The organism is Legionella micdadei (assembly GCF_000953635.1).
In the GTDB taxonomy this organism is placed as follows: Bacteria; Pseudomonadota; Gammaproteobacteria; order Legionellales; family Legionellaceae; genus Tatlockia; species Tatlockia micdadei.
The window spans coordinates 222,814-247,889 of sequence record NZ_LN614830.1; the positions used below are offsets into that span (position 1 = coordinate 222,814).

Sequence of the window (25,076 nt, forward strand, 5' to 3'; positions counted from 1 at the left end):
ACGCGTTATCGCTTTTGGGTAATGGTGTACAATATTGTGCCAGCAACAGTTTAAGCTTTGGTAATACAATCCCTAAAGTGTATACAATACTGTTGCTACTGTCACTCCTTTAAATTGAGGCAAAACCTCTATTGTTATTATAATAGCCAGAGAATTGCCCTAGCATATTACCGTTTTAGCAGGTTAGGAATTAATCGATGTATTCTTCTTTGGCTTCTATGTAACTTCATTGTGAGTGCGCAAACATATTGCCAAGGGGCCAACATGAGTTGGCTATATTGCCAGGCAAAAACTTGGGGATTTATCACAGGGGCAACTTGAGCCAAGTTAATCTCGATGGTATTTGCAACGATTCGCCATAATTTTTTCGGCGATATACCGTAATACCGATTTAAACAACTAATCCAAAAGCTCAAATTATTTTGCAAATTTGTTTGTATAAACTGATAACGAATTTGACTAAGGTTAGCGGGAGTACATGGGGCGGCGTGTTCTGGATATGCGGGTTGAGTGCAAATGTAAATATCCTCTAGTTTACGCAGCAACAATGCCGTGGGTTTGTTATCATCAAATAGTATCAATAACCCCTGTGGGCTGGTTGCCAAGGCAATTCCACAGTGGAATAAGAGAAAGAGCTGGCTCTCTAAGAGCATCTGACAATACTGATGGAAATAGGATTCCGGATTCAGACCGCTGGCCTGAATTATTTCAAGCAATAAAGGTCTATCGGATATGGGAGAATTGGCAAACAGCGCTGTTAAAGGAATAATACGCTGCCTTTGTGATAACCTCTGAGTGGGATTTTCATGCAAGGTCACCGCAAGCTGCTTTTGTAATCGAGCAGGAATTGATTTATCCATCACAGTTAACCCTGCTAAATCGCGGCCAATGTATAGGTTTCGGCAATCATGATGTTTTTGCAGTAAGTTATTTAACCATTGTGATTTTTGTATATCGCTCAAGGTTGTTGCTATTGATACTTGCTCGGAAGCCAAACTAAGTGCCATGTAGCAGGCTCCTTTATCCTCAGGCATCATGATAGATGCTAATGAAGTGGGTTTTACGGATTGATGATGTGGAAATAAAATTAAACGGTCATGATCCAATAAAGGTGAAAATGGCTTTTGTATTTGATTGCGCCACTGCCAAGGGTGAACAGGTATAGGGTAATAATTTTCGGGATTTTGCTGTTTAAAGTAGAGTTTCTCCTGCCACAGTCTATATTCTTTAGGGAATTGCTGTGAAATTAATTCCTCATAGCTTTCACTAAGGTAAAAAGCATCAGCTATGTTTTTATGCATAGCACACCAATGCAAATTCATTTGGGTACCGAATTCAGCTGAGTATTGCAAAACTTCACGTCGACTAAATGCTAATTTCGCTTTAAATCCAGGGTAGGGAGAGAGATTGATACAACCCCATTGCTCAAGCAAATGGTTTGATTCATGTGAGTCATTTTCTTCACAAAGCCATGCCCAAAAGCTTTTATTTTCACCAACTTGACGCTTTAACTCTATTTGCCAACGCTGCCGATAAGCTTGGGCCATCGCTTCGTTAGCAATGGCTTCATTAATCTCTTTTTGCAAAACTTGCCAGTCAAAAAATATAGAAGCCGGATTTTCCTGTTTGAGCTGCAATTTCAACTGTGCAAGAAAATCATGCACATGATGGCTAGGGATGAATGTATTTGTTAGGCCCTCAATGACAGCAGTTTGTTGAAGCCGCTGCAAGCATTGGCGATGTATAAGATGGATAAAATAATCGATTGAATGTTGAGTCAGGCCAATACCCATTTCAAAGAGTAAAAACCGTAATTGATGATTTAATCCGTGGAAATCGTCACAAGCTAAGGCCATATTTTTATCTCCGCCTAAAGAAGTGATTATCAATATAAATGATAATCATTCTCATTTGCAAGAACAAAGGATGGCTCTCCTTAAAGGCACCATGTTCCGCGCCTTGTTCTCAAGAGAAATCAGGGGAAGTTGTATTTTCGTAGATTTTTTCCGGAAATCAGACAAACCTTAGAGGTAATCGCCCCCGCTGCACGGGGGAATGACCGTTTTATAGTCGAATGAACTCAACTTAATGAGACAGTATGAAAGATGAATTAAAGCGTTATCGATTACTTCTTCTCTTCATTTTTGCGATAGAGAATTGCCGTATTACCGATGAGCTGAACTAACTCAGCATGTAGCTGGGTACAAAGCTCGGCGGCAATCACTTGCCTGTCTTCTTTCTCGACCCCATTGATTTTGACTTTAATTAGTTCGTGAGCCAATAAGGCAACATTAGTTTCTTCAATAACCGCGGGAGTGAGACCTTTAGCACCTAAAAGGACAACTGGTTTTAAATGGTGAGCCTTGGCTTTTAAAGCTTGTTTGAATGCAGTATCCATGTAAATTTATCGCAAATGGCGAATTATTGCACGTTTTGCTGGGAAAAGGTAGTAAATTTAGGTATTATCCGCTATTTCTTCTTTGTATAATAATAGTTATGCCTCGCTCAAAAAGTAGCAAACGCTGGCTACACGAACATTTTGATGATATTTATGTTAAAAAAGCCCAGGCTGAGGGATATCGCAGTCGTGCTGTTTATAAGCTAAAAGAAATCGATGAAAAAGAGCATTTATTAAAACCAGGGATGACAGTAGTTGATTTAGGTGCGGCACCAGGTGGATGGACGCAGTATGTTACAGAAAAATTAAATGGACATGGTATTATTATTGCATTAGATATACTTCCAATGGATGCTTTGCCGGGCGTAAATTTTATTCAGGGCGATTTTCGTGAAGACTCAGTCCTTCAGGAATTGATAAATTTAGTACCGCAACACGGTGTGGACTTGCTTTTATCAGATATGGCCCCAAATATGAGTGGTACAGCGGCAGTAGATATTCCGCGAGCGATGTACTTAGCCGAGCTTGCTTTTGATTTTGCAAGTAAAATGCTAAAGCCAGGAGGAGCAATGCTAATAAAGGTTTTTCATGGGGCTGGATTTGACGAACTCATTAAACAAGCGCGTCTTAAGTTTAAGCGAGTTGTTGTTCGTAAGCCTTCAGCATCACGTTCTCGCTCTCGCGAAACCTATTTGCTGGCTAAGGACTATAATTTATAGTAACTTTGTAATATCTCTTACGAAGGAAGTTTGTTACGAATGCGTTCAGATTTTACAAAAAAAAGGTCTAAATTTGAACTTTTTCTTATCCGGAGTGAGCTGTTACACGTAACTTTATCGTTCTAACGTCGTAAAAATTACGTCACAAATGAGGTCAATGCTTTGAACGACATGGTAAAAAATTTATTTCTGTGGCTAATAATTGCCATAGTACTGGTCTCTGTATTCAGTAATTTTGGCCCTCGCCATACCTCAGCTGAAAAGCTTTCCTATAGCGAATTCTTAAGAGAAGTTGATCAAGGCATGGTTAATTCTGTGACCATTGAGGACTCTAAAGTTATTAAAGGGGTAACTAAAAATAATCGTCGGTTTGTGACGTACATGCCTATGCAAGATGATGCTTTGCTTGGTGAATTATTAAAGTCTAAAGTGGATGTTAGCGGCCAAGAAAAGCAACAAGAAAGCTTCTTATTGCATTTGTTCGTCAATTGGTTCCCAATGCTGCTTCTCATCGGCGTATGGGTATTCTTCATGCGCCAAATGCAAGGTGGCGGCGGCCGTGGAGCGATGTCTTTTGGCCGGTCGCGCGCGCGGTTATTGGGTGAAGATCAAGTTAAAGTGACTTTTTCGGATGTTGCTGGCGTTGATGAAGCAAAAGAAGAAGTTAAGGAACTAGTTGATTTCTTACGTGAACCGACTAAGTTCCAAAATCTTGGTGGGCGTATTCCGCGAGGCGTGCTGCTGGTTGGTCCCCCTGGAACGGGTAAAACATTGCTGGCTAAAGCCGTTGCAGGTGAAGCTAAAGTACCATTCTTCACTATTTCCGGTTCCGATTTCGTTGAAATGTTCGTGGGTGTTGGTGCCTCGCGTGTCCGCGACATGTTTGAACAAGCCAAAAAACACGCGCCTTGTATTATTTTTATCGATGAAATCGATGCAGTAGGACGCCATCGTGGTGCGGGACTTGGCGGAGGCCATGATGAGCGTGAACAAACGCTGAACCAGTTACTTGTTGAAATGGATGGTTTTGAAGGAAATGAAGGGGTTATCGTCATGTCCGCGACTAACCGTCCTGATGTCCTCGATCCGGCATTATTACGTCCCGGTCGATTCGATCGCCAGGTTGTTGTTCCGTTGCCTGACATTCGTGGGCGTGAACAAATTCTAAAAGTTCACTTGCAAAAAGTCCCCCTTGATAAAAGCGTGGAAATTTTGCCTATAGCCAGAGGTACTCCAGGATTTTCAGGTGCCGATTTGGCAAACCTTGTTAACGAGGCCGCTTTATTTGCTGCCCGAGCTAACAAGCGTAAAGTGACCATGATTGAGCTTGATAAAGCGAAAGATAAAATCATGATGGGTGCAGAGCGCCGCTCAATGGTCATGGATGAAAATGAGAAAAAGTTGACAGCTTACCACGAAGCTGGTCATGCTATCGTCGGCTTGTCGGTGCCGGAACATGACCCTGTTTATAAAGTGACTATTATTCCGAGGGGACGTGCGCTTGGGGTGACGATGTTTTTACCAGAACAAGACCGTTATAGCCATTCTAAGAGGCGATTGGAAAGCCAATTATCCAGCCTATTTGGTGGCCGCATTGCTGAAGAATTGATTTTTGGTGGCGAAAGTGTGACGACAGGTGCATCAAATGATATTATGCGAGCTACTGAAATTGCACGTAAAATGGTTACCACTTGGGGTCTATCCAATCTTGGTCCGCTTACTTTTGGTGAAGAGGAAGGGGAAGTTTTCTTAGGTAGAAGTGTCAGTCAGCACAAAGAGATTTCTGATAAGACAGCTCAGCAAATTGATGAAGAAGTAAGGCAAATCATTGATAGGAACTATCAACGGGCCAAAGAAATCCTTATGTCAAATTTGGAAAAACTTCATCTAATGGCGGAAGCTTTGATTAAATATGAGACCATTGATACTAAGCAAATCGCAGAAATCATGGCCGGCCAACCCCCTTCGCCACCGGACGATTGGGAAGCTACAAAAAAACTTGAGCAAGACAAGAAAGGCGAAGATACAACGTCTAAATCTGTCAATGGAAAAGCAATCGATCACCCAGCTGGCGAGCATTAGGCGTTTTGACAATTATATTAACTTGGCTAATAATGGCTCCTTTTTCTCGCTCGCGGCGTTCTATACATCTTTATATGCTGTTGCGATGCTCGAAAAACGAGCCATTTTAACTCGAGCTAGTGAACTGCTTAGGCCCTGCCCGTATTAATTTCCACCATCAAATATAAATAAAGCTAGTTTGATGGTTTTTTGTTGTTGAGAAGCATGTGAACGCAAAGCAATTTAAGCGATGGTGTGAATCCTATAGTCAATCTATTTTATCTAGCGAACCAAGAAAACCACTGATTATGGGGGTACTCAACGTCACTCCGGATTCTTTTTCGGACGGTGGACGCTATTACCAAATAGAACAAGCAATTGAATACGCGCATCAGATGATCTCAGAAGGAGCCGACATCATTGATGTTGGAGGGGAATCTTCTAAACCTGGTGCTCTCCCTGTAAGTTGCGATGAGGAATTAGAGCGAGTCATCCCAGTAATTAAGCAATTACGTAAAGAAAGTGATGTTTGTATCTCAATCGACACAACTAAGGCACAAGTAATGCATGAGGCTATCAATACAGGTGCGTCTATAATTAACGATATAGCGGGGTTTCGAAGTGAAGAGGCATTAGCTATGGCGGTTAAATTGGATGTGCCCCTGTGCTTAATGCACATGCAAGGAGAGCCGCAAGACATGCAACATAATCCTCTATATAGACATGATGTTGTAGATGAGATTAATTTCTTTTTTCAGCAGCGCATTGAAAGGTGCGTTGCTGCAGGTGTAAAGCGTAAAAACATTATCCTGGATCCAGGTTTTGGTTTTGGAAAAACGCCTCAGCATAATATGCGCATTGTAAATCAGATTAGCAAATTCAAGCAGCATAATTTGCCGGTGATGCTAGGTGTCTCACGCAAAAGTACTCTGGGAATAATTCTTAATACCCCTGTCGACAGACGGTTAGCAGGTGGTTTGGCGATTGCTGTATTCAGTGCGCTACATGGCGTTGCAATGATTAGAACCCATGACGTTGCTGAGACTCATCAGGCGCTTACAATGGTGCAAGCCATTAAGGCGGCGGGGTAAAGAATAATAAGGCGAGGGCAAGATAATGAGTCAGCGAAAATATTTTGGGACAGACGGAATTCGTGGGAAAGTCGGTTTATCGAATATTAATCCTGAATTCGTATTAAAATTGGGTTGGGCTGTTGGCCGAGTACTCGCTAACGGACACCGCAAAAAAATTATTATTGGCAAGGATACTCGTGTATCAGGTTACATGCTGGAGTCCGCATTGGAAGCAGGGCTTTCTTCAGCGGGAATCGATGTGTGCTTGCTAGGTCCTATGCCTACTCCTGCGATTGCCTACTTAACTCAAACCCTCCGAGCCAACGCGGGGATAGTGATTAGCGCTTCTCATAATTTATTCGAAGACAATGGAATAAAATTCTTCTCGGCTGACGGCACCAAAATTCCAGATTCTATGGAGCTTGCTATTGAGGCTGAAATTGAGAAACCTTTACAGACAGTCCCTTCTGTAAACTTAGGTAAGACAACAAGAATAAAAGACGCACCTGGCCGGTATATTGAATTTTGTAAATCAACGATACCCTCTTTAACTCGCTTGTCAGGCTTAAAAATTGTAGTTGACTGTGCAAACGGAGCGACTTATCACATTGCACCCAACGTGTTTAGCGAATTAGGTGCGGAAGTGATTGCAATGGGTAATAAACCAGACGGGTTCAATATTAATAATAAATGTGGATCAACTGCACCTGAAGCTATGCGTCAACTTGTTCTGCAGACCAATGCTGACATTGGTATTGCTTTGGATGGGGATGGAGACAGGGCAATCCTAGTTGATGCCGCAGGAAACATCGTTGATGGTGATCAGATTCTCTACATTATTGCCAAGGACAGATATCAACGTGGCTTATTGCACGGTGGTGTTGTAGGAACCTTAATGAGTAATTATGGGTTGGAAAAAGCACTAACAAAGCTAGATGTACCATTTTTACGCACAAAAGTAGGTGACCGTTATGTCTTGGAGACTTTAAAAGAGCAGGATTGGAAAATTGGCGGTGAATCTTCTGGCCATATTGTCTGTCTTGATAAAACAACTACAGGTGATGGCATTATCGCTGCTTTGCAGGTGCTGGGCTGTATGATAAAACAAGAAAAAACTTTAGAAGAATTGTGTGAAGGAATTCAATTGTTCCCGCAAACACTCATCAATATAAAAACTGAAAACGCAGAGTCGCTTGCAACAAATCCGAAAGTGCTGCAGATGGTTTCAGAATTATCTAATGAATTACGAGGGGAAGGCCGGGTTTTATTACGCCCTTCTGGCACTGAACCTTTGCTCAGAGTCATGGTTGAAGGGCGAGATAGTGTGCAAGTTCAATATCATGCTCAGCGGCTAAGCGATGAAATCATGCATTTAGAAAAGGGTATTTTTTCAAACTGATATATCGGGATAAAAAATCGACAAGAAAACCGGATACCCCATTTATAGTGGGTACAGGAGCACTGACCACATCTGTAAGAGCATTCGGAACTATTTTTTGCCCTTTCTTGTCTAATTTTTGTTTAACTGTCATGAAAAAAACGAATCGAGGACTAGGATTTGTTTACACTTTGCTGTATATTCCCGCCAGATCAAACCTGGGGGCAAAATGAGGCGGAGAATTGTAGCTGGTAATTGGAAGATGAACGGCCGAATCGAACAGGTCAAGTCTTTGTTGCAGCAGCTGCTCGACTCATTAAATGAACAGGTAATCGCAGAATGTGTAGTAATACCGCCATCGATTTACCTACCCCTGGTTAAAGAATACTTAAATGAAAGCCGCATCAAATGGGGAGCACAAAATGTGTACCCGAAGGATGAAGGTGCATTTACTGGAGAGATATCTGCGCCAATGCTCAAGGATTATAATTGCCGTTATGTGTTAGTAGGGCATTCAGAGCGAAGACGGATATTTGGTGAAAGTGAAAATTTTGTTGCTGAAAAATTCCACCACGTAAAAGAACATGGTATGATACCGGTTCTTTGCGTAGGCGAAACGCTAGAAGAGCGGGAACAGGGGCTTACAGAAAGGATTTTGGCTAAGCAGATATTGGCCATTACAGAGAACAGTAAGCAATGTTTTAAAAATTGTGTTATCGCTTATGAGCCTGTGTGGGCAATCGGAACTGGGCAAACTGCTACACCACAGCAAGCTCAAGAAGCGCATACAGTGATCAGGGCATTAATCGCTGATTTTGATCAAGACGATGCGAGTCAGGTGTCAATTTTGTATGGTGGCAGCGTAAATGAAAAAAATGCTGCCTCGCTATTTGCTATGCCGGATGTAGATGGCGGCTTGGTTGGGGGTGCATCCCTTAATGCACAACAGTTTGTGGAAATCGTAAAATGTATCAATTGATTTTAATGATTCACGTGCTGGTTGCTATCATCTTGATAGGTTTGGTATTGATACAGCATGGTAAGGGTGCCGACATCGGGGCGGCATTTGGTTCTGGCGCCTCTAACACGGTGTTTGGAAGCCAAGGTACAGGAAGTTTCTTGTTCAAATTAACCGGCGGTTTGGCTTTGACTTTTTTTATTACAAGTTTATCTCTCTCTTATATGGTATCCTCTCAATACCAAAAGGCAGGGCAACAAGTCATACCTCAACAAACCAATATACCGGAATCGAAAGTTCCAGTGCCGGTTGATAGCAGTAAAAACGGAAAACAATAATTAACATGCCGAAGTGGTGGAATTGGTAGACACGCCGTCTTGAGGGGGCGGTGGCGCAAGCCGTGTCGGTTCGAGTCCGACCTTCGGCACCATTAGATCCGAGCGATACGAAATGATGCTATCACAATATTTGCCCATACTCGTTTTTATTATAATTGCCCTTATTATCGGCCTCGCGATGCTGGGAGCTGGTGCTTTACTAGGCACGCACAATCCTGATGCTGCAAAAAACTCACCTTACGAGTGCGGTTTCGGTCCTTTCGAGAATGCGCATCTTCCTTTTGATGTAAGATTCTATCTAGTTGCTATATTATTTATTATATTTGATTTAGAGACGGCTTTTTTTGTTCCGTGGGCTGTAGTATTGCGGAAGATTGGTTGGTTCGGGTTTTCCGCGATGATGGTTTTCCTTGGCCTATTGGTAATTGGTTTTATCTTTGAATGGAAGCGGGGCGCTCTTGAATGGGAGTAGATCCGACTGTTTCTCAATCAAAATTAATCGATGGTGCTATATTAATCCAAAAACTATTAGAGGCTTGCTATGGCTGTTGCTGAATTGCAGAAAACTGGCTTTGTTACAACATCAGTAGAAAAACTGCTTGGTTGGGCTCGAAGTGGTTCGATGTGGCCAATGACTTTCGGTTTGGCATGCTGTGCTGTTGAAATGATGCATGTAGGCGCTGCCCGCTATGATTTAGATCGCTTCGGAATAATTTTTCGTCCCAGCCCGCGCCAATCGGATGTCATGATTGTAGCAGGAACCTTGTGCAATAAAATGGCCCCGGCCTTACGTAGGGTGTATGATCAAATGCCTGAACCTAGATGGGTTATCTCAATGGGTTCTTGCGCTAACGGCGGTGGTTATTATCATTACTCATACTCAGTGGTGCGCGGCTGTGATCGGATTGTTCCTGTAGATGTCTATGTTCCAGGGTGCCCACCAACGGCAGAGGCTCTACTTTACGGTATCATCCAGTTGCAGAACAAAATCAGGCGCAAAAAAGTGATTGAAGTTTAAAAGACCAGCACAGGTAACTATCCGATGACAAAATTGACCAACTTGGCTGATAAAATATCAAAAGAATTGAATACATTAATCACAAGTATCTCAATAGCAAATGATGAGATTACCCTGGAATGTGAGGTTGGGCATTTAAAAGATGCACTGCATCAATTGCGCATCCATGAAGCTTTCGCTTTCGATCAACTTATTGATCTCTGTGGAGTCGATTATTTGCATTATGGAGCCTACGACTGGGAAACAGAATCTGCGACAGAAAGCGGATTTTCCCGGGGCTCAGAGCCACTAGAAGCAAAGGCTTCTATCTGGTCTAAACCACGGTTTGCAGTTGTTTACCATCTTTTATCTACAAAATTGAACCATCGTCTACGAGTGAAAACTTACGTAGACGAAGAGCACCTTGTTGTGCCTTCGGTGCATACGATATGGAAAGCTGCGAATTGGTTTGAGCGTGAGGCTTATGATCTGTTTGGTATCTTATTTGATGGGCATCCTGATTTAAGACGAATTCTAACTGATTACGGGTTTATCGGTCATCCCTTCCGAAAAGATTTCCCACTTAGCGGGTATGTGGAAATGCGTTATGATGCAACATTAGAAAAGGTAATCTATGAGCCCGTTGATATCGTTCCGAGAATCAATGTACCTAAAGTGATACGACACGATAACCGTTATCTCGATATTAAGAACAAAGGGGGGGCAAAATGATAGAGTTAAAAAATTACACCCTTAATTTTGGCCCTCAACACCCTGCCGCTCATGGTGTATTGCGTTTAGTATTAGAGCTAGAAGGCGAGACAATTGTACGTGCGGATCCACACATTGGATTATTGCATCGCGCTACCGAGAAATTAGCAGAAACCAAACCATATCTGCAAAGTATTGGCTACATGGATAGGCTCGATTATGTCTCTATGATGTGTAACGAGCATGCTTATGTGATGGCAATCGAAAAATTGATTGGGATTGATATCCCTCTGCGGGCAAAATACATTCGTACCATGTTTGATGAAGTAACAAGAATACTTAACCACCTGCTTTGGTTAGGAGCTGTCGCTTTAGATATAGGTGCGATGACTGTATTCTTGTACTGTTTCCGGGAGCGGGAAGATTTATTTGACTGCTACGAGGCAGTATCCGGTGCACGTATGCATGCAACTTATTACCGACCAGGCGGTGTGGCTCGTGATCTCCCAGACACAATGCCCCAGTATAAGCCTTCACGCTGGCACAATGATCGCGAAGTTGACAAAATGAACCAAGACCGTCAGGGATCACTCCTTGATTTTCTCTGGGCATTTACCGAGCGTTTTCCAAAGCGAGTTGATGAGTACGAAGCATTATTGACCGAGAATCGAATCTGGAAGCAGCGTACAGTGGACATCGGTGTAGTATCGCCTGAGGAAGCGCTGCAGTGGGGATTCACAGGCCCCATGTTAAGGGGTTCTGGTATAGCTTGGGATTTACGTAAAAAACAACCTTACGCAGCTTATGACAGGGTTGAGTTTGACATTCCAGTAGGAAAAACAGGCGATTGCTACGATCGCTACCTCGTACGGGTTGAAGAATTACGTCAAGCAAATCGTATCATCCGGCAATGCATAGAGTGGCTTCGCCAAAATCCAGGTCCAGTTAAGGTTGATGATTATAAAATTACACCGCCTCCACGAGAAACAATGAAGCATGATATGGAAGCACTCATACATCATTTTAAACTGTTTACAGAGGGTTTTTGTTTGCCCCAAGGTGAAGTTTATAGTGCAGTAGAGGCTCCTAAAGGAGAGTTTGGTATATATCTGGTTTCAGATGGTGCCAATAAGCCGTATCGTATGAAAATTCGAGCTCCAGGCTTTGCTCATTTATCCAGCTACGATGCGATGACAAGAGGCCACATGATTGCTGATGGTGTTGCAATCCTAGCAAGCCAGGACATTGTATTTGGTGAGATAGACCGATAAATTAGATGGTTAATTTATCGCATTAAAGGTTAGAAAGAATGCCCGATAATTCAACAAAATTACTTCGTCAGCTAATAACATCGGCACGTGTCGATGAGATTGACCATTGGATTGCAAAATATCCCTCTGAGGAAAAGCAATCAGCGGTTATGGCGGCTTTAAGAATAGTTCAGGAGGAACATGGTTATTTAACTCCAGAGCTAATGGATGCAGTTGCTGAATATTTAGATATGCCACCTATTGCTGTCTATGAGGTTGCCTCCTTTTATACCATGTATGAGCATAAACCCATTGGTCGTCATTTGATTAATGTTTGTACTAATATCTCGTGTAAGCTTTGTGGTTCATCCGAAGTGGTAAGCTATCTGGAAAAGAAATTACGTGTCAAACTAGGCGAGACAACAACAGACGGTCGGTTTACACTACGATCAGTTGAATGCCTCGCTGCCTGTGCTAATGCCCCTATGATGCAGGTGGATAAAGATTACCATGAAAATCTAACCGCCGAGAAAATTGACAAAGTTTTGGAACAGTACGAATGAACGATAGAGGTAGTTGTCATGGTTGAACAAAATCAGGTCTGTTACCGAACATTCCACTTAGAGAAATCTTGGACGCTTAAAGCCTATGAAAGTATAGGCGGATACAGTGCATGGCGCCGAATTCTACAGGATAAAACTCCCCCTCATGAAATAATCGAGGAAGTCAAAACCTCAGCACTCCGGGGCCGAGGTGGTGCGGGTTTTCCCACGGGACTTAAATGGAGTTTTATGAATCGTAATTCCCCGGTACAAAAATACGTGGTCTGCAACTCAGACGAAGGTGAACCGGGAACATGTAAAGATCGTGAAATTTTAAGCCGCAATCCGCACCAGTTAATCGAAGGCATGGCAATCGCCGGCTATGCGATGGGTGCTACTGTTGGTTATAACTACATCCGAGGCGAATTTTGGCTTCCATTCGAGAGGATGGAGTCGGCATTAAAAGAGGCCTATGCGGCAGGATTACTGGGTAAGAATATCTTAGGCAGCGGTTTTGATTTTGAGCTTTATAATCATTTAGGTGCAGGTGCATATATTTGCGGAGAAGAAACTGCATTGCTTAACTCCCTTGAAGGGAAAAAAGGGCAGCCACGATTTAAGCCGCCCTTTCCCGCCAATTATGGCTTATATGGGAAACCTACGACAATCAACAACACAGAAACTTTCGCCTCAGTTCCGGTCATTATGGAGAAAGGGGGAGAATGGTTCTTAACTTTAGGCAAACCCAATAATGGGGGTACTAAGTGTTTTAGTGTTAGCGGTCATGTCAATAATCCTGGAAATTTTGAAATTCCTCTTGGAACGCCATTCAAAACACTTTTGGAATTGGCTGGCGGTGTTCGCAACGGCAGGAAGATCAAAGCAGTTATACCTGGCGGATCGTCAATGAAGGTGCTGCCAGGTGATGTCATGATGAACCTCGATATGGACTATGACAGCATTCAAAAAGCAGGATCTGGTCTAGGTTCCGGTGCAGTTATCGTGATGGATGAAACCACTTGCATGGTTGATGCACTTTATCGAATTTCAGAATTCTACATGGAGGAATCCTGTGGCCAATGCACTCCTTGCCGCGAGGGGACAGGGTGGTTAGTCCGTCTATTACATCGGATAAAAGAGGGACATGGCGAGCCCGGTGACATTGAGAAATTAGCAAATATTGCTGACAAAATAGAAGGTCGAACTATTTGCGCTTTAGGTGAAGCAGCTGCATGGCCTGTACAAAGTTTTGTGAAGCATTTTTATCACGAATTTGAATATTTCATTAAGCACAAACGCTCGGTCGTCGCAGCATAATTGAGAAGGTTAAACAATGGCTACCATTGAAATCGACGGTAAAACATTCGAAGTAGAAAACGGCAAGATGATCATTGAGGTTGCAGATGAGGCTGGAATTTATATTCCACGCTTCTGTTACCACAAAAAACTATCGGTTGCAGCTAACTGCCGCATGTGTTTGGTTGAGGTTGAGAATAGCCGTAAGCCTGTTCCTGCCTGTGCAACCCCCATTACTGATGGGATGAAAGTGCACACTAAATCAGAAGAAGCAGTGCGTTCACAACAAGCTGTGATGGAGTTTCTTCTAATTAATCACCCTTTAGATTGTCCGATTTGCGATCAGGGCGGTGAATGCGAGTTGCAAGATCTTTCTATGGGATTCGGACACGATGCTTCCGAGTATAAGGAGTCAAAACGCTCCGTTGCTGATGATGACCTAGGGTCTCTGATTGCAACAGAAATGACCCGTTGCATTCACTGTACGCGCTGTGTACGCTTTGGGGAAGAGGTTGCTGGTTTGCGTGAACTAGGTGCAACAGGCCGCGGTGAACATATGCAAATTGGTACTTATGTGCAACACAGTATTACCTCAGAAGTTTCTGGAAATATTATAGACCTCTGCCCAGTAGGCGCGCTCACGTCTAAACCTTACCGGTTTACGGCAAGAGCATGGGAAATGACTCAACATGAGAGTCTTGCACCTCATGATTGCTTGGGTTCAAATGTCTATTTACATACTCGCCGAAATCAATTGATGCGAGCAGTGCCAAGAGAAAACGAAGAAATTAATGAAACATGGCTTTCAGACAGGGATCGGTTTAGCTATTTAGGATTAAATAGCGAGGCCCGTGCAAGCCAGCCACGGATAAAGAAAAATGGCCAGTGGGAAATAGTCGATTGGGAATCAGCTCTCAAATTTACTGCCGAGGGTATAAGCCGCATCATTAAGCAACATGGACCAGAGCAATTCGCTGCTTTTGCTTCGCCTTCATCTTCTCTTGAAGAGCTTTATTTATTACAAAAGTTAATGCGTGAGATTGGCGTAAATAACCTTGACCATCGTATTCAACAAACTGATTTTCGTGATCAGGATCATCAGCCAACAATGCCGAGTAGTTCATTGAAATACAGTGAATTGGAAAATCAGCGGGCAATCCTTCTTTTTGGATGCAATATCGATAGGGAAGTACCACTCGCTGGAATTCGAGCGCGCAAAGCATTTAGGAATGGGGCAAAGCTTTTTGCAATTAATCCGGTGGACTATGAATACCGCTTTGATGTGACTGAGAAAATAATTGTTTCTCCACAAGACATGCCAATGCAGTTAGCGAAACTGCTTTTAGCAATGACAGAGAACGTAACAGAGTTGCCAGACGAAGTGCAAAAGTTACTCATAGGTCTACAGCCTGATGGGGCAACAGTTGCCATTGCGAAAACGTTAAAACAACCAAATGCTGCCATCGTTACCGGAGCTCTTTGTGAAAATCATCCTGATGCGGCCTTATTGCGCACTTTAATTCATGTTATAGAAGAGAAAAATCAGGTTAAAGTGTTAAGGCTAACTACTGGCGCAAATACCGCTGGAGCCTGCTTAGCCGGTATGCTGCCCCATCGGACAGTTGCTGCTAAGTCATCTGACACGATTGGTATGGATGTACAAAGCGCGCTAAATGCTAAATTGAAAGGTTATTTTCTCTTGGGTTTAGAGCCTGGTTTTGATTTTGCAAATCCTTATCGCGCAAGACAATCCATGTTAGGCGCCGAATTTGTGGTTATGCTGAGCGCATTCGAAAATGAATCAATGCACGACTATGCCGATGTGATTTTACCAATGGCACCGTATGCAGAGACATCAGGAACTTACATCAATGTTGACAGAGTATGGCAATCGGTTAAGGGGGCACAAAAGCCTCATGGAGAATCCCGTCCAGCATGGAAGATTTTAAGAGTTCTTGGAAATTTACTTCAATGTAAGGGCTTTGATTACGTCTCATCAGAAGAAGTCCGGGATGAGATTAAATCAATCGTGTTGATAACCCCAGAGGTGAAAGGTCTGCATTACTTCCCTGAGTCGCTTCCGCCAAGTAACCAGCATATGGTTAGGGTCGGCGAATGGCCACTATACCGTTGCGACCAGATCGTGCGGAATGCCCAAGCATTACAAATTTGCGCAGCATCCGAATCTGCTTGTATAAGAATACACCCAAGCACAGCTAATCGGTTGAAATTAGATGAAGTTGCTACTGTATCTCAAGGTGATATTGAGATAACATTGCCGCTTAAACGCGATGAGCGCATAGCACCTGACGTGGTATGGGTGGCTAATGCAATGCCAGAAACCGCAGACTTAGGACATTCCTTTGCTGCAATAACAATCAAGCGCTAGACAGGTAACGATATGCTACAAGACATTGGCATTTTGCTATGGATAATAATAAAGATTATAGTCATTGTAATTCCACTTCTTATTGGAGTTGCATACCTGACCTATGCAGAACGAAAGGTGATTGGTTATATTCAAGTTAGGATAGGGCCTAACCGCGTTGGCATCAGAGGATTACTACAGCCTTTTGCAGATTTGTTCAAGCTGATCACAAAAGAGATTATTGTCCCAACGAAATCGAACAAATATCTTTTTATCATTGCGCCATTGTTTGCGCTAGCGCCATCCTTAGCTGGCTGGGCAGTGATCCCCTTTTCCCAAGGGGTAGTTCTTGCCAACATTAATGCCGGTTTGCTTTATCTATTTGCTATGAGCTCGTTAGGTGTGTACGGAGTGCTGATTGCTGGCTGGGCATCAAATTCAAAATACGCCATGTTTGGCTCATTGCGAAGTGCGGCACAAACAGTATCCTACGAAATCGCAATGGGTTTCTCTATTGTAGGTGTCCTACTGGCTGCAGGTAGCCTGAATCTAACCGATATCGTCATGTCACAACACGGCGGCATTTGGCACTGGTGGTTTATCCCGCTGTTACCTCTTTTCATGGCGTTTTGGATTTCAGGAATCGCCGAGACGAATCGAGCTCCTTTCGATTTGGCTGAGGGCGAATCTGAGATTGTTGCAGGTTTCCATGTGGAATATTCGGGAATTGGGTTTGCCATATTCTTCCTTTCTGAGTATGCCAGTATGATCCTAATTTCAGCAACAATGTCCCTACTATTCCTTGGTGGATGGCTTTCTCCCTTTGAAGGTATACCCGTTCTACAGGAAATTTTCTATCCTGTACCAGGATTTGTGTGGCTATTGGCTAAAATCTCATTCTTCTTATTTGTGTATTTGTGGATTCGGGCAACCTTCCCTCGTTACCGCTATGACCAATTAATGCGGTTAGGATGGAAAATGTTAATTCCATTGACTATCGTGTGGGTCATCGTTACCGCATTAATGGTCATGACACAACTGAAACCGTGGTTTTAACCAGTTAACTGAGCAGGCTAATGAAAAGAGCATACCGATACATCAAACATTATCTTCGCAGCTTTCTGCTACTGGAATTACTGTCCGGTTTGAAAGTGACAGGGTGGTATTTCTTCAAGAAAAAAGTGACCGTGCAGTTCCCAGAAGAGCAAACCCCTTTATCACCGCGTTTTCGTGGATTACTCGCATTACGCCGATATCCAAATGGCGAGGAACGGTGCATTGCTTGTAAATTATGTGAAGCGATATGCCCCGCACTTGCAATTACAATAGAATCCGAGCCCCGAGAAGATGGCTCACGGCGTACCACACGATATGATATCGACATGTTTAAATGCATCAACTGTGGATTGTGTGAAGAATCATGTCCAGTTGATTCAATCGTTGTTACACCAATCCACCATTACCACATCAGCGAACGTGGGCAAAACATCATGACCAAGGAAAAATTACTTGCAGTTGGTGATTTAATGGAAAAAAAATTAGCTGCAGACAGAGAAGCTGATAAAAAATGGCGCTAACGGGGTTCAAAAATGCATGATTTACTTACACAAATTGTTTTTTATGGATTCGCAGGATTGGCAGTTCTGTCGGCATTGATGGTCATTACTCAAAGGAACCCTGTGCGCTGTGTGCTTTTTCTGGTAGTCACCTTCTTTGCAAGTGCTGCTATCTGGATCATGGCAGAGGCAGAGTTTCTAGCGATTATCCTCGTGTTGGTATATGTCGGGGCAGTGATGACGCTATTCCTGTTCGTGGTGATGATGCTAAATATTGATACTGAGTCAATGAAAACCAATTTTCTTAGATATCTACCCTTTGCACTCATTTTAGTTGCTTTGCTCGTTGGATTATTACTAATTGCCGTACCCGAAGGCAGCTTTACAACCAGCGTTGAGAAAAGCAGTGCCGCGGAAATTTACCATGAAACGACGCAGAATGAAGGGTATGTAGCGCCTGTAAATCCGCCTTCTAACACGGAAAGACTGGGGCTGGTGCTTTATACCGATTATGTACTTGCATTTGAAATTGCTGCGGCTCTTCTTTTGGTTGCAATAATATCTGCTGTGACACTAGCCCACAGAGGTGCAACTCGCTCTAAGCGCCAGGATATCGTAAAGCAGATCATGACAGATCCAAAAGATCGAGTAAAACTTATCAAAATGAAGCCAGAGAAATAACACCAGGAATATAAATGATACCAGTAAACCATTATCTGATATTGGCAGCGATTTTATTTGGCCTAGGCCTCGTAGGCATCATGTTAAATCGTAAGAATGTCATACTTTTGTTGGTGTGCATTGAATTGATGCTATTAGCAGTAAATACTAATTTTATTATTTTTTCTCACTTTTATGGTGGCGTCGCAGGGCAAGCATTCGTCTTCTTTATATTAACAGTCGCAGCTGCGGAAGCGGCTATAGGGTTGGCCATAGTGGTGTTGCTATTCCGTAATAGGGGCAATATCGATGTCGATAAGATGAATCAATTAAAAGGTTAACAACGTGAGCATACAACAACTATGTCTAATAATTGTACTGACACCTTTGTTTGGGTCAATAATTGCAGGCTTTTTTCGTAATCAAATAGGCCGTACTGGTGCTCATACAGTCACTATTGCTGGTGTGGGAATCTCGCTATTACTATCCATTTATGTTGCTGCGGTAATTTTTAGCGGTAACTCTCAACCTGTTAACGTCAATATTTATACATGGGCAAATGGCGGTGATTTATTCCCATATACATTTAATATAGGATTCCTAATTGATCCGCTTACAACGATTATGCTCGTAGTCGTTAGCTTTGTATCTTTTTTGGTGCACATCTACAGCATCGGCTATATGGCTGATGATGATGGTTATCAACGTTTCTTTAGTTACATCTCCCTATTTACGTTCATGATGCTGATGCTGGTAACTGCCAATAATTTTCTGCAATTATTCTTTGGCTGGGAAGGTGTAGGGTTGGTTTCTTACCTGCTGATCGGTTTCTGGTATCAAAAGGAGTCTGCTATTCAAGGGAGTCTGAAGGCATTTATTGTAAACCGCGTAGGGGATTTTGGTTTTATCCTAGGGATAGGAATGGTTTTAAGTTATACCGGAAGTTTGGATTATGATATTGTTTTTCGCAGTGCTAATAGCTTAGCTAGTCAATCGATTGAATTATTCAACGGTCATCCTTGGTCGGTAATCACTGTAACTTGCTTATTGCTCTTTGTTGGGGCAATGGGTAAATCTGCCCAGGTTCCACTTCATGTTTGGTTACCTGAGTCAATGGAAGGCCCTACGCCCATTTCTGCATTAATCCACGCAGCAACAATGGTGACTGCAGGCGTGTTTATGGTAGCTAGGATTTCTCCAATGGTCGAACTATCAACAGTAGCACTGAGTTTCATTATAGTCATCGGCGCCACGGGGGCCCTGTTTACTGGTATTTTAGCCATAGTAATGAATGATATTAAGCGGGTGGTTGCTTACTCAACCTTATCGCAACTTGGCTATATGATGGTGGCGATGGGTGCATCTGCTTTTAGTGCTGGTATTTTCCATTTGCTCACACATGCTTGTTTTAAAGCCTTGCTATTTTTAGCGGCGGGCTCAGTGATTATCGGCATGCATCATGAGCAAGATATGCGCAAAATGGGAGGTTTATGGCGTAAAATGCCAATCACCTACGTTACATTTGTCATTGGATGCCTGGCACTCTGCGCGATACCGCCATTCGCAGGATTTTATTCAAAGGACACAATCATTGAAGCAGCAAAATTATCAGAAATTCCAGGTTCCGGATATGCCTATTTTTGTGTCGCAATCGGTGCATTTGTAACGGCCGTTTATACATTTAGAGCACTATTTATGACTTTTCATGGTGAGCCACGCATGGATGAACATACCTTATCACACGTCCATGAATCCCCCTGGGTAGTTTGGGTTCCACTGGTCCTGTTAGCCATTCCCTCAGTAATCATCGGATATATTCTTTATATGCCGATGCTTTTTAATACGCCTTCAATTTTCGGTGAGTCATTATTTGTACTACCTCAGTACAATGTTCTGTCAGAGATTTCCCGTGAAGTAAGTTCACCAATGGAGTCCGCTGTACATGCCATCCTAACTCCAGTCTTTTGGCTCGTGATAGCTGGAATTTTTGTGGCATGGATTTGTTATATTGCCCTGCCTAGAATTCCAACTAAGTTAACTGAAACCTTTTCTTGGATTTACCGTGCCTTGATAAACAAGTATTGGTTTGATGCTTTTAATGATCATGTGATCGTTAGAGGTACTAAAGCGCTGGGCGGGCTTTTTTATCAGACAGGTGATCAAAGGCTTATCGATGGAATGGTCGTTAATGGCGCAGCCCGCACGATTAGATGGTTTGCACAAATAGGACGGAACATACAAAGTGGATACGTATACCATTATGCAACTTTTATGGTATTAGGTCTTTTTATTTTCCTATGCTGGTTGTTACTTGGCTGATTATAAGGTGAAGGTATGCATCATTTGCTCAATTTATTGATCTGGTTACCTATCATCGGGGGAGTATTCGTATTTCTTACCGGCGATGATAAGAATCCTAATGTATCGCGTTATTTATCGTTATTCACGGTTATTTTAACGTTAATCATGTGCATTCCATTGATTTCTGGATTTGATATTAATACTTACAGTATGCAATATATCGATGAAATATCCTGGATGCCAGCCTTGGGAATTACCTATAGCCTAGGCATTGATGGTTTATCCCTGCTCCTTATTGTGTTAAGTATTTTTACTAACCTTATCGTGATTCTTTCTACCTGGGATAGTATTCAAAATCGAGTTGGCCAATACATGGCCGCATTCCTTATTATGCAGGGTTTGCTAGTCGGAGTATTCTCCGCAACAGATGCAATTGTCTTTTATATATTCTGGGAAGCAACACTAATTCCTATGTACTTAATCATTGGTATTTGGGGATCATCAAACCGAGTATATGCCGCAATTAAATTTTTCCTTTATACTTTTTTAGGCTCTGTGCTTATGCTTGCCGCTTTCCTATACATGGGGTATCAGGCTGGAACTTTCAAAATTGAAACATTCTATGCGCTTAAACTTAGTATGACAGCGCAAACCTTGATATTAATCGGCTTTTTCTTCGGTTTCGCTGTAAAAATACCGATGTTTCCTGTGCACACATGGTTGCCGGATGCGCATACTGAAGCCCCAGCGGGTGGTTCAGTTGTACTAGCTGCAATTTTGTTGAAGCTAGGTGCTTACGGGTTTATTCGCTTCGCATTGCCAATCGTTCCCGATGCTTGTAGTAAATATGCAATGGTAATGATTGCTCTATCACTTATCGCTGTCGTTTATATAGGTCTCGTTGCAATTATACAGAAGGATATGAAACGATTAATCGCCTATTCGTCAATTTCGCATATGGGTTTTGTCACATTGGGTTGCTTTGCAATCTTCAATATTGCACATCAGTCGAGTTTGAATAATGCTGGACTTATCCTCGAAGGGGCAATTGTGATTATTATTTCTCACGCGTTTGTTTCAAGCGGCCTTTTTGCTGGTGTAGGTTATATTTATGATCGAATGCACACGCGACAAATCAAAGATTTGGGTGGACTTGTTAACACAATGCCAATTTTCGCGTCCTTTTTCATGCTTTTTGCCATGGCAAATGCCGGATTGCCAGGAACTTCAGGTTTTGTTGGTGAATTTATGGTGATTTTAGGCAGCATCAAATCCAATTTCTGGATTGGCTTTTGGGCAGCAACCACATTAATCACAGGTGCCACATACACTTTATGGATGTATAAACGAGTAATTTTTGGTCCTATAGCTAATGAAAAAGTTGCAAAGTTAAAGGATCTTTCTGGTTTTGAAATAAGTGCCTATGCATTATTAGCGTTAATGGTTATAGCATTAGGTGTCTATCCTAAGCCAATGCTGGATTATGTGCATCAATCAGTGAGCCATACACTAGCACAGGCTGGCAAAACAAAGCTGTAATTTTTTTGCTAAATCAAGTCCCCCGTTTCGGATTTTGTGTAAGCGGCTAATTTGGGCTGTTTCCAGTAGGGGAATTGGACGACTCTGTAAAATTAACTCCAGTCTAAAAGTTCAATCCTTTTAGACTGTTAGCCAATAAGGTTAAACAAACATGATGACAGCATTACTTGAAAACGTGCATATTGCTTTACCTGAGATAGTGGTATTGGTCACAGCTTGCCTTGCTTTGCTCGTTGATCTTTTTTTTCGCCATCGATACCCATCGCTTACATTGATATGCGCTTCGATCGGTTTAGCTTTGGCGACCTTCATTAGTATATTGTTTGTGGGCAACTTTAAAATCATAACACTTGGCGGTCAATTTATAAGCGATGATCTTGCTCAATTAATGAAAATATTTATTTATATTTCAGTTTTTCTAAGCTTTTTCTATTCAAGGTATTATATTACAGAGCGACAAATGCCTTCCGGTGATTTTTATGTACTCGGATTATTTTCAGCTCTCGGCATGATGATCCTCGTGTCAGCACATTCTTTATTAACGATCTATTTAGGGCTCGAACTATTGTCCCTTCCTCTTTATGCAATGACCGCTATTCGCCGCACAAACAGCGAAGCAACAGAGGCTGCTCTTAAGTACTTTGTCATGGGGGCTATTGCCTCTGGTATGTTGCTGTATGGAATGTCCTTAATTTATGGGGCAACAGGCAAATTAGAACTTACGGAAATCGCCAATGTCATTGCCAGTAACTGGGCTCAACAACAAAGTTCGTTATTATCTTTCGCACTCGTATTTATAATCGCCGGAGTCGGTTTTAAGCTAGCGTCAGTTCCCTTTCATATGTGGGCACCTGATGTATATCAAGGCGCGCCAACATCAGCGACCTTGTTCATTAGTACTGCACCAAAAATTGCAGCGGTGGGTATGACCATGCGGCTATTAGTTTTAGGTTTGGGATTACCGGATTTGGCTGCCCAATGGCAACAGTTGCTGCTTGTGATGGCCCTTTTATCTACAGGATTAGGTAATTTATTTGCCATCGTACAAAATAATATAAAACGACTCTTAGCCTATTCAGCGATATCGCATCTCGGTTACGCTTTGTTTGGTATTTTATCCGCAAGCGCTGAAGGATACGCATCAGCTTTATACTACGTACTGATTTACTCGATCATGACAGCCGCAGCCTTTGGACTAATAATTTTAATGTCTAATAAAGGCTTAGAGATTGAGAATGTTGATGATTTGAAAGGACTGAATAAAAGAAATCCATGGCTTGCATTTATGATGTTAATTGTCATGTTCTCAATGGCTGGTGTGCCACCCACTGTTGGATTCTTTGTTAAGCTGCTTGTCTTAAAAGCCTTAGTCGATGTCAATTTAACTTGGGTAGCGGTACTTGGACTTTGTTTTGCTGTGATGGGTGCATATTATTATTTACGGATCGTTAAAGTCATGTACTTTGATGAGGCCACAGATAACACCCCTGTTAAGCTGTCTGTCGCAATGAATCTTGTTTTCTCTGTTAACTGCCTCGCTTTGCTATACTTTGGTATATTCCCTTCAGGTTTAATTACTGTGTGCATGAATGCGTTCTCTGGAGGATAGGGGTTTGACATCAGAGTTTAGGTTTCATAGGTAATTAGCTGAAAGGTGAATTGCCGCGGCCTTAGAATTTGGCTTTCAGGAGCCATACCAGATGCAGAAAAAGTACAACGCAGCTGTGGCCTTATAAGAGAGACAAACTTTCTCTCTATCTTTGCGCTCATTTTTATGCTGTTATTGAGCGAAACGCTACCCCATCTTGTAACTAAAAGTGAACTGATCAGAGTTAGTGGCTGATTAATTTGTGGTATTCTATAAAAAACTTGATAAATTAAGGAAGGGTGAGTATACTTGCCTTCAACTGATGCGGGGTGGAGCAGCCTGGTAGCTCGTCGGGCTCATAACCCGAAGGTCGTAGGTTCAAATCCTGCCCCCGCTACCAAGTTATTGAAAACCCCATTATTGGGGTTTTTTATTATGCTTAATTCAGTGGTTTTGGGTGCTACATGTTGATGTTTAGTCCCAGCGTTGAATTTAGTCAGACAGTCGATAGGGGAATCAATTAACACGTTACCAGGTTCAAGAGAAGACTCGTTAAAACAATCGGTTCTAAATAGTATTGAGTGTAACCTGGCTTGAGGATCCATATTCCTGTGCAGAAATATTTTTGTTTAGTCAAAAAATAGATTTCATGCGGATGCCGCTGCAAGGAGAAATGCGAAAAAACAGAGTGTGGAACACGAATGTACACGTCGGTAAATGAGATGAGTCACCCCGTGCCGCAGACGCAATTCTTCTCAGCAGTAGAGCTTCTATGGAAGGAAGATCCAAGCAACGCAGCTTATTCATGAATAATGAGTGAATGGTTCTGATAAAAACAAAAATTGGCCTTCTAAGCATGTGGGTAAGAGAATAGGGGCAATGAGTAGCATATGATACGAAATGAAATTGAAGCAATGCTAAAGCCGCTTATTAATGATCTCGGATACGAATTATGGGGATGCGAATACATACCGCAAAAAAAACACTCTCTATTACGAGTATACATTGACAAAGAAGATGGTATTGGCATTGACGACTGTGAACGAGTAAGTAAACAAATAAGCGCTTTCCTGGATGTTGAAGACCCGATTTCGGGAAACTACAGTTTGGAGATTTCTTCCCCAGGTATACCTCGCCCGCTATTTTATAAAGAGCAATATGGGCGGTATTTAGGACAAGACATTCAGGTAAAACTATTCAAGCCAATCAATGGCAGTCGTAAACTAACAGGCACTATTGTAAATGTAGATGAAGAGGTATTGATGCTAAAAGTGGGAGAAGAGCAGCTAGAGATACCATTTTCCCACATAGTAAAAGCAAACTTGATAGGTGAGTGAGAGACG

23 protein-coding genes and 2 tRNA genes are annotated in these 25,076 nt (G+C 42.3%); 23 read left to right on the forward strand and 2 right to left on the reverse strand.

The window, feature by feature from the left end:
- Positions 1-167: 167 nt before the first annotated feature.
- On the reverse strand, positions 168-1,856 hold the full coding sequence (locus LMI_RS01035; protein WP_045098147.1) for an IucA/IucC family protein: 1,689 nt from the start codon (positions 1,854-1,856) through the stop codon (positions 168-170).
- Between the two features lie 269 nt (positions 1,857-2,125).
- Entirely contained in the window at positions 2,126-2,398 is a 273-nt protein-coding gene (gene yhbY / locus LMI_RS01040; RefSeq protein WP_045098148.1) for a ribosome assembly RNA-binding protein YhbY, read from the reverse strand.
- A 98-nt stretch (positions 2,399-2,496) separates the two neighbouring features.
- Here yhbY and rlmE point away from each other — a divergent pair, with 98 nt between their 5' ends.
- The 23 genes from rlmE (at position 2,497) to rimP (ending at position 25,070) form a co-directional block, all read left to right on the forward strand.
- Complete coding sequence (gene rlmE, locus LMI_RS01045; protein ID WP_045098149.1) at positions 2,497-3,117, forward strand: 23S rRNA (uridine(2552)-2'-O)-methyltransferase RlmE; 621 nt, start codon at positions 2,497-2,499, stop codon at positions 3,115-3,117.
- A gap of 171 nt (positions 3,118-3,288) precedes the next feature.
- A complete protein-coding gene (gene ftsH, locus LMI_RS01050) occupies positions 3,289-5,199 on the forward strand; it encodes an ATP-dependent zinc metalloprotease FtsH (protein WP_045098150.1) in 1,911 nt (636 codons plus the stop codon).
- A gap of 206 nt (positions 5,200-5,405) precedes the next feature.
- Positions 5,406-6,269: a dihydropteroate synthase gene (gene folP, locus LMI_RS01055; RefSeq protein ID WP_045098151.1), complete on the forward strand. Its 864-nt coding sequence runs from the start codon at positions 5,406-5,408 to the stop codon at positions 6,267-6,269.
- Between the two features lie 25 nt (positions 6,270-6,294).
- Complete coding sequence (gene glmM, locus LMI_RS01060) at positions 6,295-7,650, forward strand: phosphoglucosamine mutase (RefSeq protein WP_045098152.1); 1,356 nt, start codon at positions 6,295-6,297, stop codon at positions 7,648-7,650.
- Positions 7,651-7,858: 208 nt separating this feature from the next.
- Complete coding sequence (gene tpiA / locus LMI_RS01065) at positions 7,859-8,608, forward strand: triose-phosphate isomerase (protein ID WP_045098153.1); 750 nt, start codon at positions 7,859-7,861, stop codon at positions 8,606-8,608.
- A complete protein-coding gene (gene secG, locus LMI_RS01070; RefSeq protein ID WP_045098154.1) occupies positions 8,596-8,925 on the forward strand; it encodes a preprotein translocase subunit SecG in 330 nt (109 codons plus the stop codon). The genes tpiA and secG overlap by 13 nt, the downstream gene beginning before the upstream one ends.
- Before the next feature lie 7 nt (positions 8,926-8,932).
- Positions 8,933-9,017: transfer RNA gene (locus tag LMI_RS01075), tRNA-Leu, on the forward strand.
- Positions 9,018-9,040: 23 nt separating this feature from the next.
- Complete coding sequence (gene ndhC / locus LMI_RS01080; protein ID WP_045100489.1) at positions 9,041-9,397, forward strand: NADH-quinone oxidoreductase subunit A; 357 nt, start codon at positions 9,041-9,043, stop codon at positions 9,395-9,397.
- Between the two features lie 69 nt (positions 9,398-9,466).
- Positions 9,467-9,943 carry a NuoB/complex I 20 kDa subunit family protein gene (locus tag LMI_RS01085; RefSeq protein ID WP_045098155.1) on the forward strand — a complete coding sequence of 159 codons (477 nt, stop codon included), beginning with the start codon at positions 9,467-9,469 and terminating at the stop codon, positions 9,941-9,943.
- Between the two features lie 24 nt (positions 9,944-9,967).
- A complete protein-coding gene (locus tag LMI_RS01090; RefSeq protein WP_045098156.1) occupies positions 9,968-10,654 on the forward strand; it encodes an NADH-quinone oxidoreductase subunit C in 687 nt (228 codons plus the stop codon).
- The gene (locus LMI_RS01095) at positions 10,651-11,904 is read left to right on the forward strand and encodes an NADH-quinone oxidoreductase subunit D (protein ID WP_045098157.1); all 1,254 of its coding nucleotides are present in this window, start codon (positions 10,651-10,653) and stop codon (positions 11,902-11,904) included. The genes LMI_RS01090 and LMI_RS01095 overlap by 4 nt, the downstream gene beginning before the upstream one ends.
- Before the next feature lie 38 nt (positions 11,905-11,942).
- Positions 11,943-12,446: an NADH-quinone oxidoreductase subunit NuoE gene (nuoE, locus tag LMI_RS01100; protein WP_045098158.1), complete on the forward strand. Its 504-nt coding sequence runs from the start codon at positions 11,943-11,945 to the stop codon at positions 12,444-12,446.
- Positions 12,447-12,464: 18 nt separating this feature from the next.
- The gene (gene nuoF, locus LMI_RS01105; RefSeq protein ID WP_045098159.1) at positions 12,465-13,742 is read left to right on the forward strand and encodes an NADH-quinone oxidoreductase subunit NuoF; all 1,278 of its coding nucleotides are present in this window, start codon (positions 12,465-12,467) and stop codon (positions 13,740-13,742) included.
- Positions 13,743-13,758: 16 nt separating this feature from the next.
- The gene (gene nuoG, locus LMI_RS01110) at positions 13,759-16,110 is read left to right on the forward strand and encodes an NADH-quinone oxidoreductase subunit NuoG (protein ID WP_045098160.1); all 2,352 of its coding nucleotides are present in this window, start codon (positions 13,759-13,761) and stop codon (positions 16,108-16,110) included.
- 12 nt (positions 16,111-16,122) lie between these two features.
- Positions 16,123-17,145 carry an NADH-quinone oxidoreductase subunit NuoH gene (gene nuoH, locus LMI_RS01115; RefSeq protein ID WP_045098161.1) on the forward strand — a complete coding sequence of 341 codons (1,023 nt, stop codon included), beginning with the start codon at positions 16,123-16,125 and terminating at the stop codon, positions 17,143-17,145.
- A 20-nt stretch (positions 17,146-17,165) separates the two neighbouring features.
- Complete coding sequence (nuoI, locus tag LMI_RS01120) at positions 17,166-17,666, forward strand: NADH-quinone oxidoreductase subunit NuoI (protein ID WP_045098162.1); 501 nt, start codon at positions 17,166-17,168, stop codon at positions 17,664-17,666.
- A 12-nt stretch (positions 17,667-17,678) separates the two neighbouring features.
- The gene (locus tag LMI_RS01125) at positions 17,679-18,326 is read left to right on the forward strand and encodes an NADH-quinone oxidoreductase subunit J (RefSeq protein WP_045098163.1); all 648 of its coding nucleotides are present in this window, start codon (positions 17,679-17,681) and stop codon (positions 18,324-18,326) included.
- A 14-nt stretch (positions 18,327-18,340) separates the two neighbouring features.
- On the forward strand, positions 18,341-18,646 hold the full coding sequence (nuoK, locus tag LMI_RS01130; RefSeq protein ID WP_045098164.1) for an NADH-quinone oxidoreductase subunit NuoK: 306 nt from the start codon (positions 18,341-18,343) through the stop codon (positions 18,644-18,646).
- Positions 18,647-18,650: 4 nt separating this feature from the next.
- On the forward strand, positions 18,651-20,624 hold the full coding sequence (nuoL, locus tag LMI_RS01135) for an NADH-quinone oxidoreductase subunit L (protein WP_045098165.1): 1,974 nt from the start codon (positions 18,651-18,653) through the stop codon (positions 20,622-20,624).
- 15 nt (positions 20,625-20,639) lie between these two features.
- Positions 20,640-22,145 carry a complex I subunit 4 family protein gene (locus tag LMI_RS01140; RefSeq protein ID WP_045098166.1) on the forward strand — a complete coding sequence of 502 codons (1,506 nt, stop codon included), beginning with the start codon at positions 20,640-20,642 and terminating at the stop codon, positions 22,143-22,145.
- A gap of 154 nt (positions 22,146-22,299) precedes the next feature.
- Positions 22,300-23,754, forward strand: a complete 1,455-nt coding sequence (nuoN, locus tag LMI_RS01145) for an NADH-quinone oxidoreductase subunit NuoN (RefSeq protein WP_045100490.1) — start codon at positions 22,300-22,302, stop codon at positions 23,752-23,754.
- Positions 23,755-24,056: 302 nt separating this feature from the next.
- A tRNA-Met gene (locus tag LMI_RS01155) sits at positions 24,057-24,133 on the forward strand.
- Between the two features lie 490 nt (positions 24,134-24,623).
- Positions 24,624-25,070, forward strand: coding sequence for a ribosome maturation factor RimP (rimP, locus tag LMI_RS01160; RefSeq protein ID WP_045098168.1), 447 nt, complete (start codon positions 24,624-24,626; stop codon positions 25,068-25,070).
- The last annotated feature ends 6 nt before the right edge of the window (positions 25,071-25,076 follow it).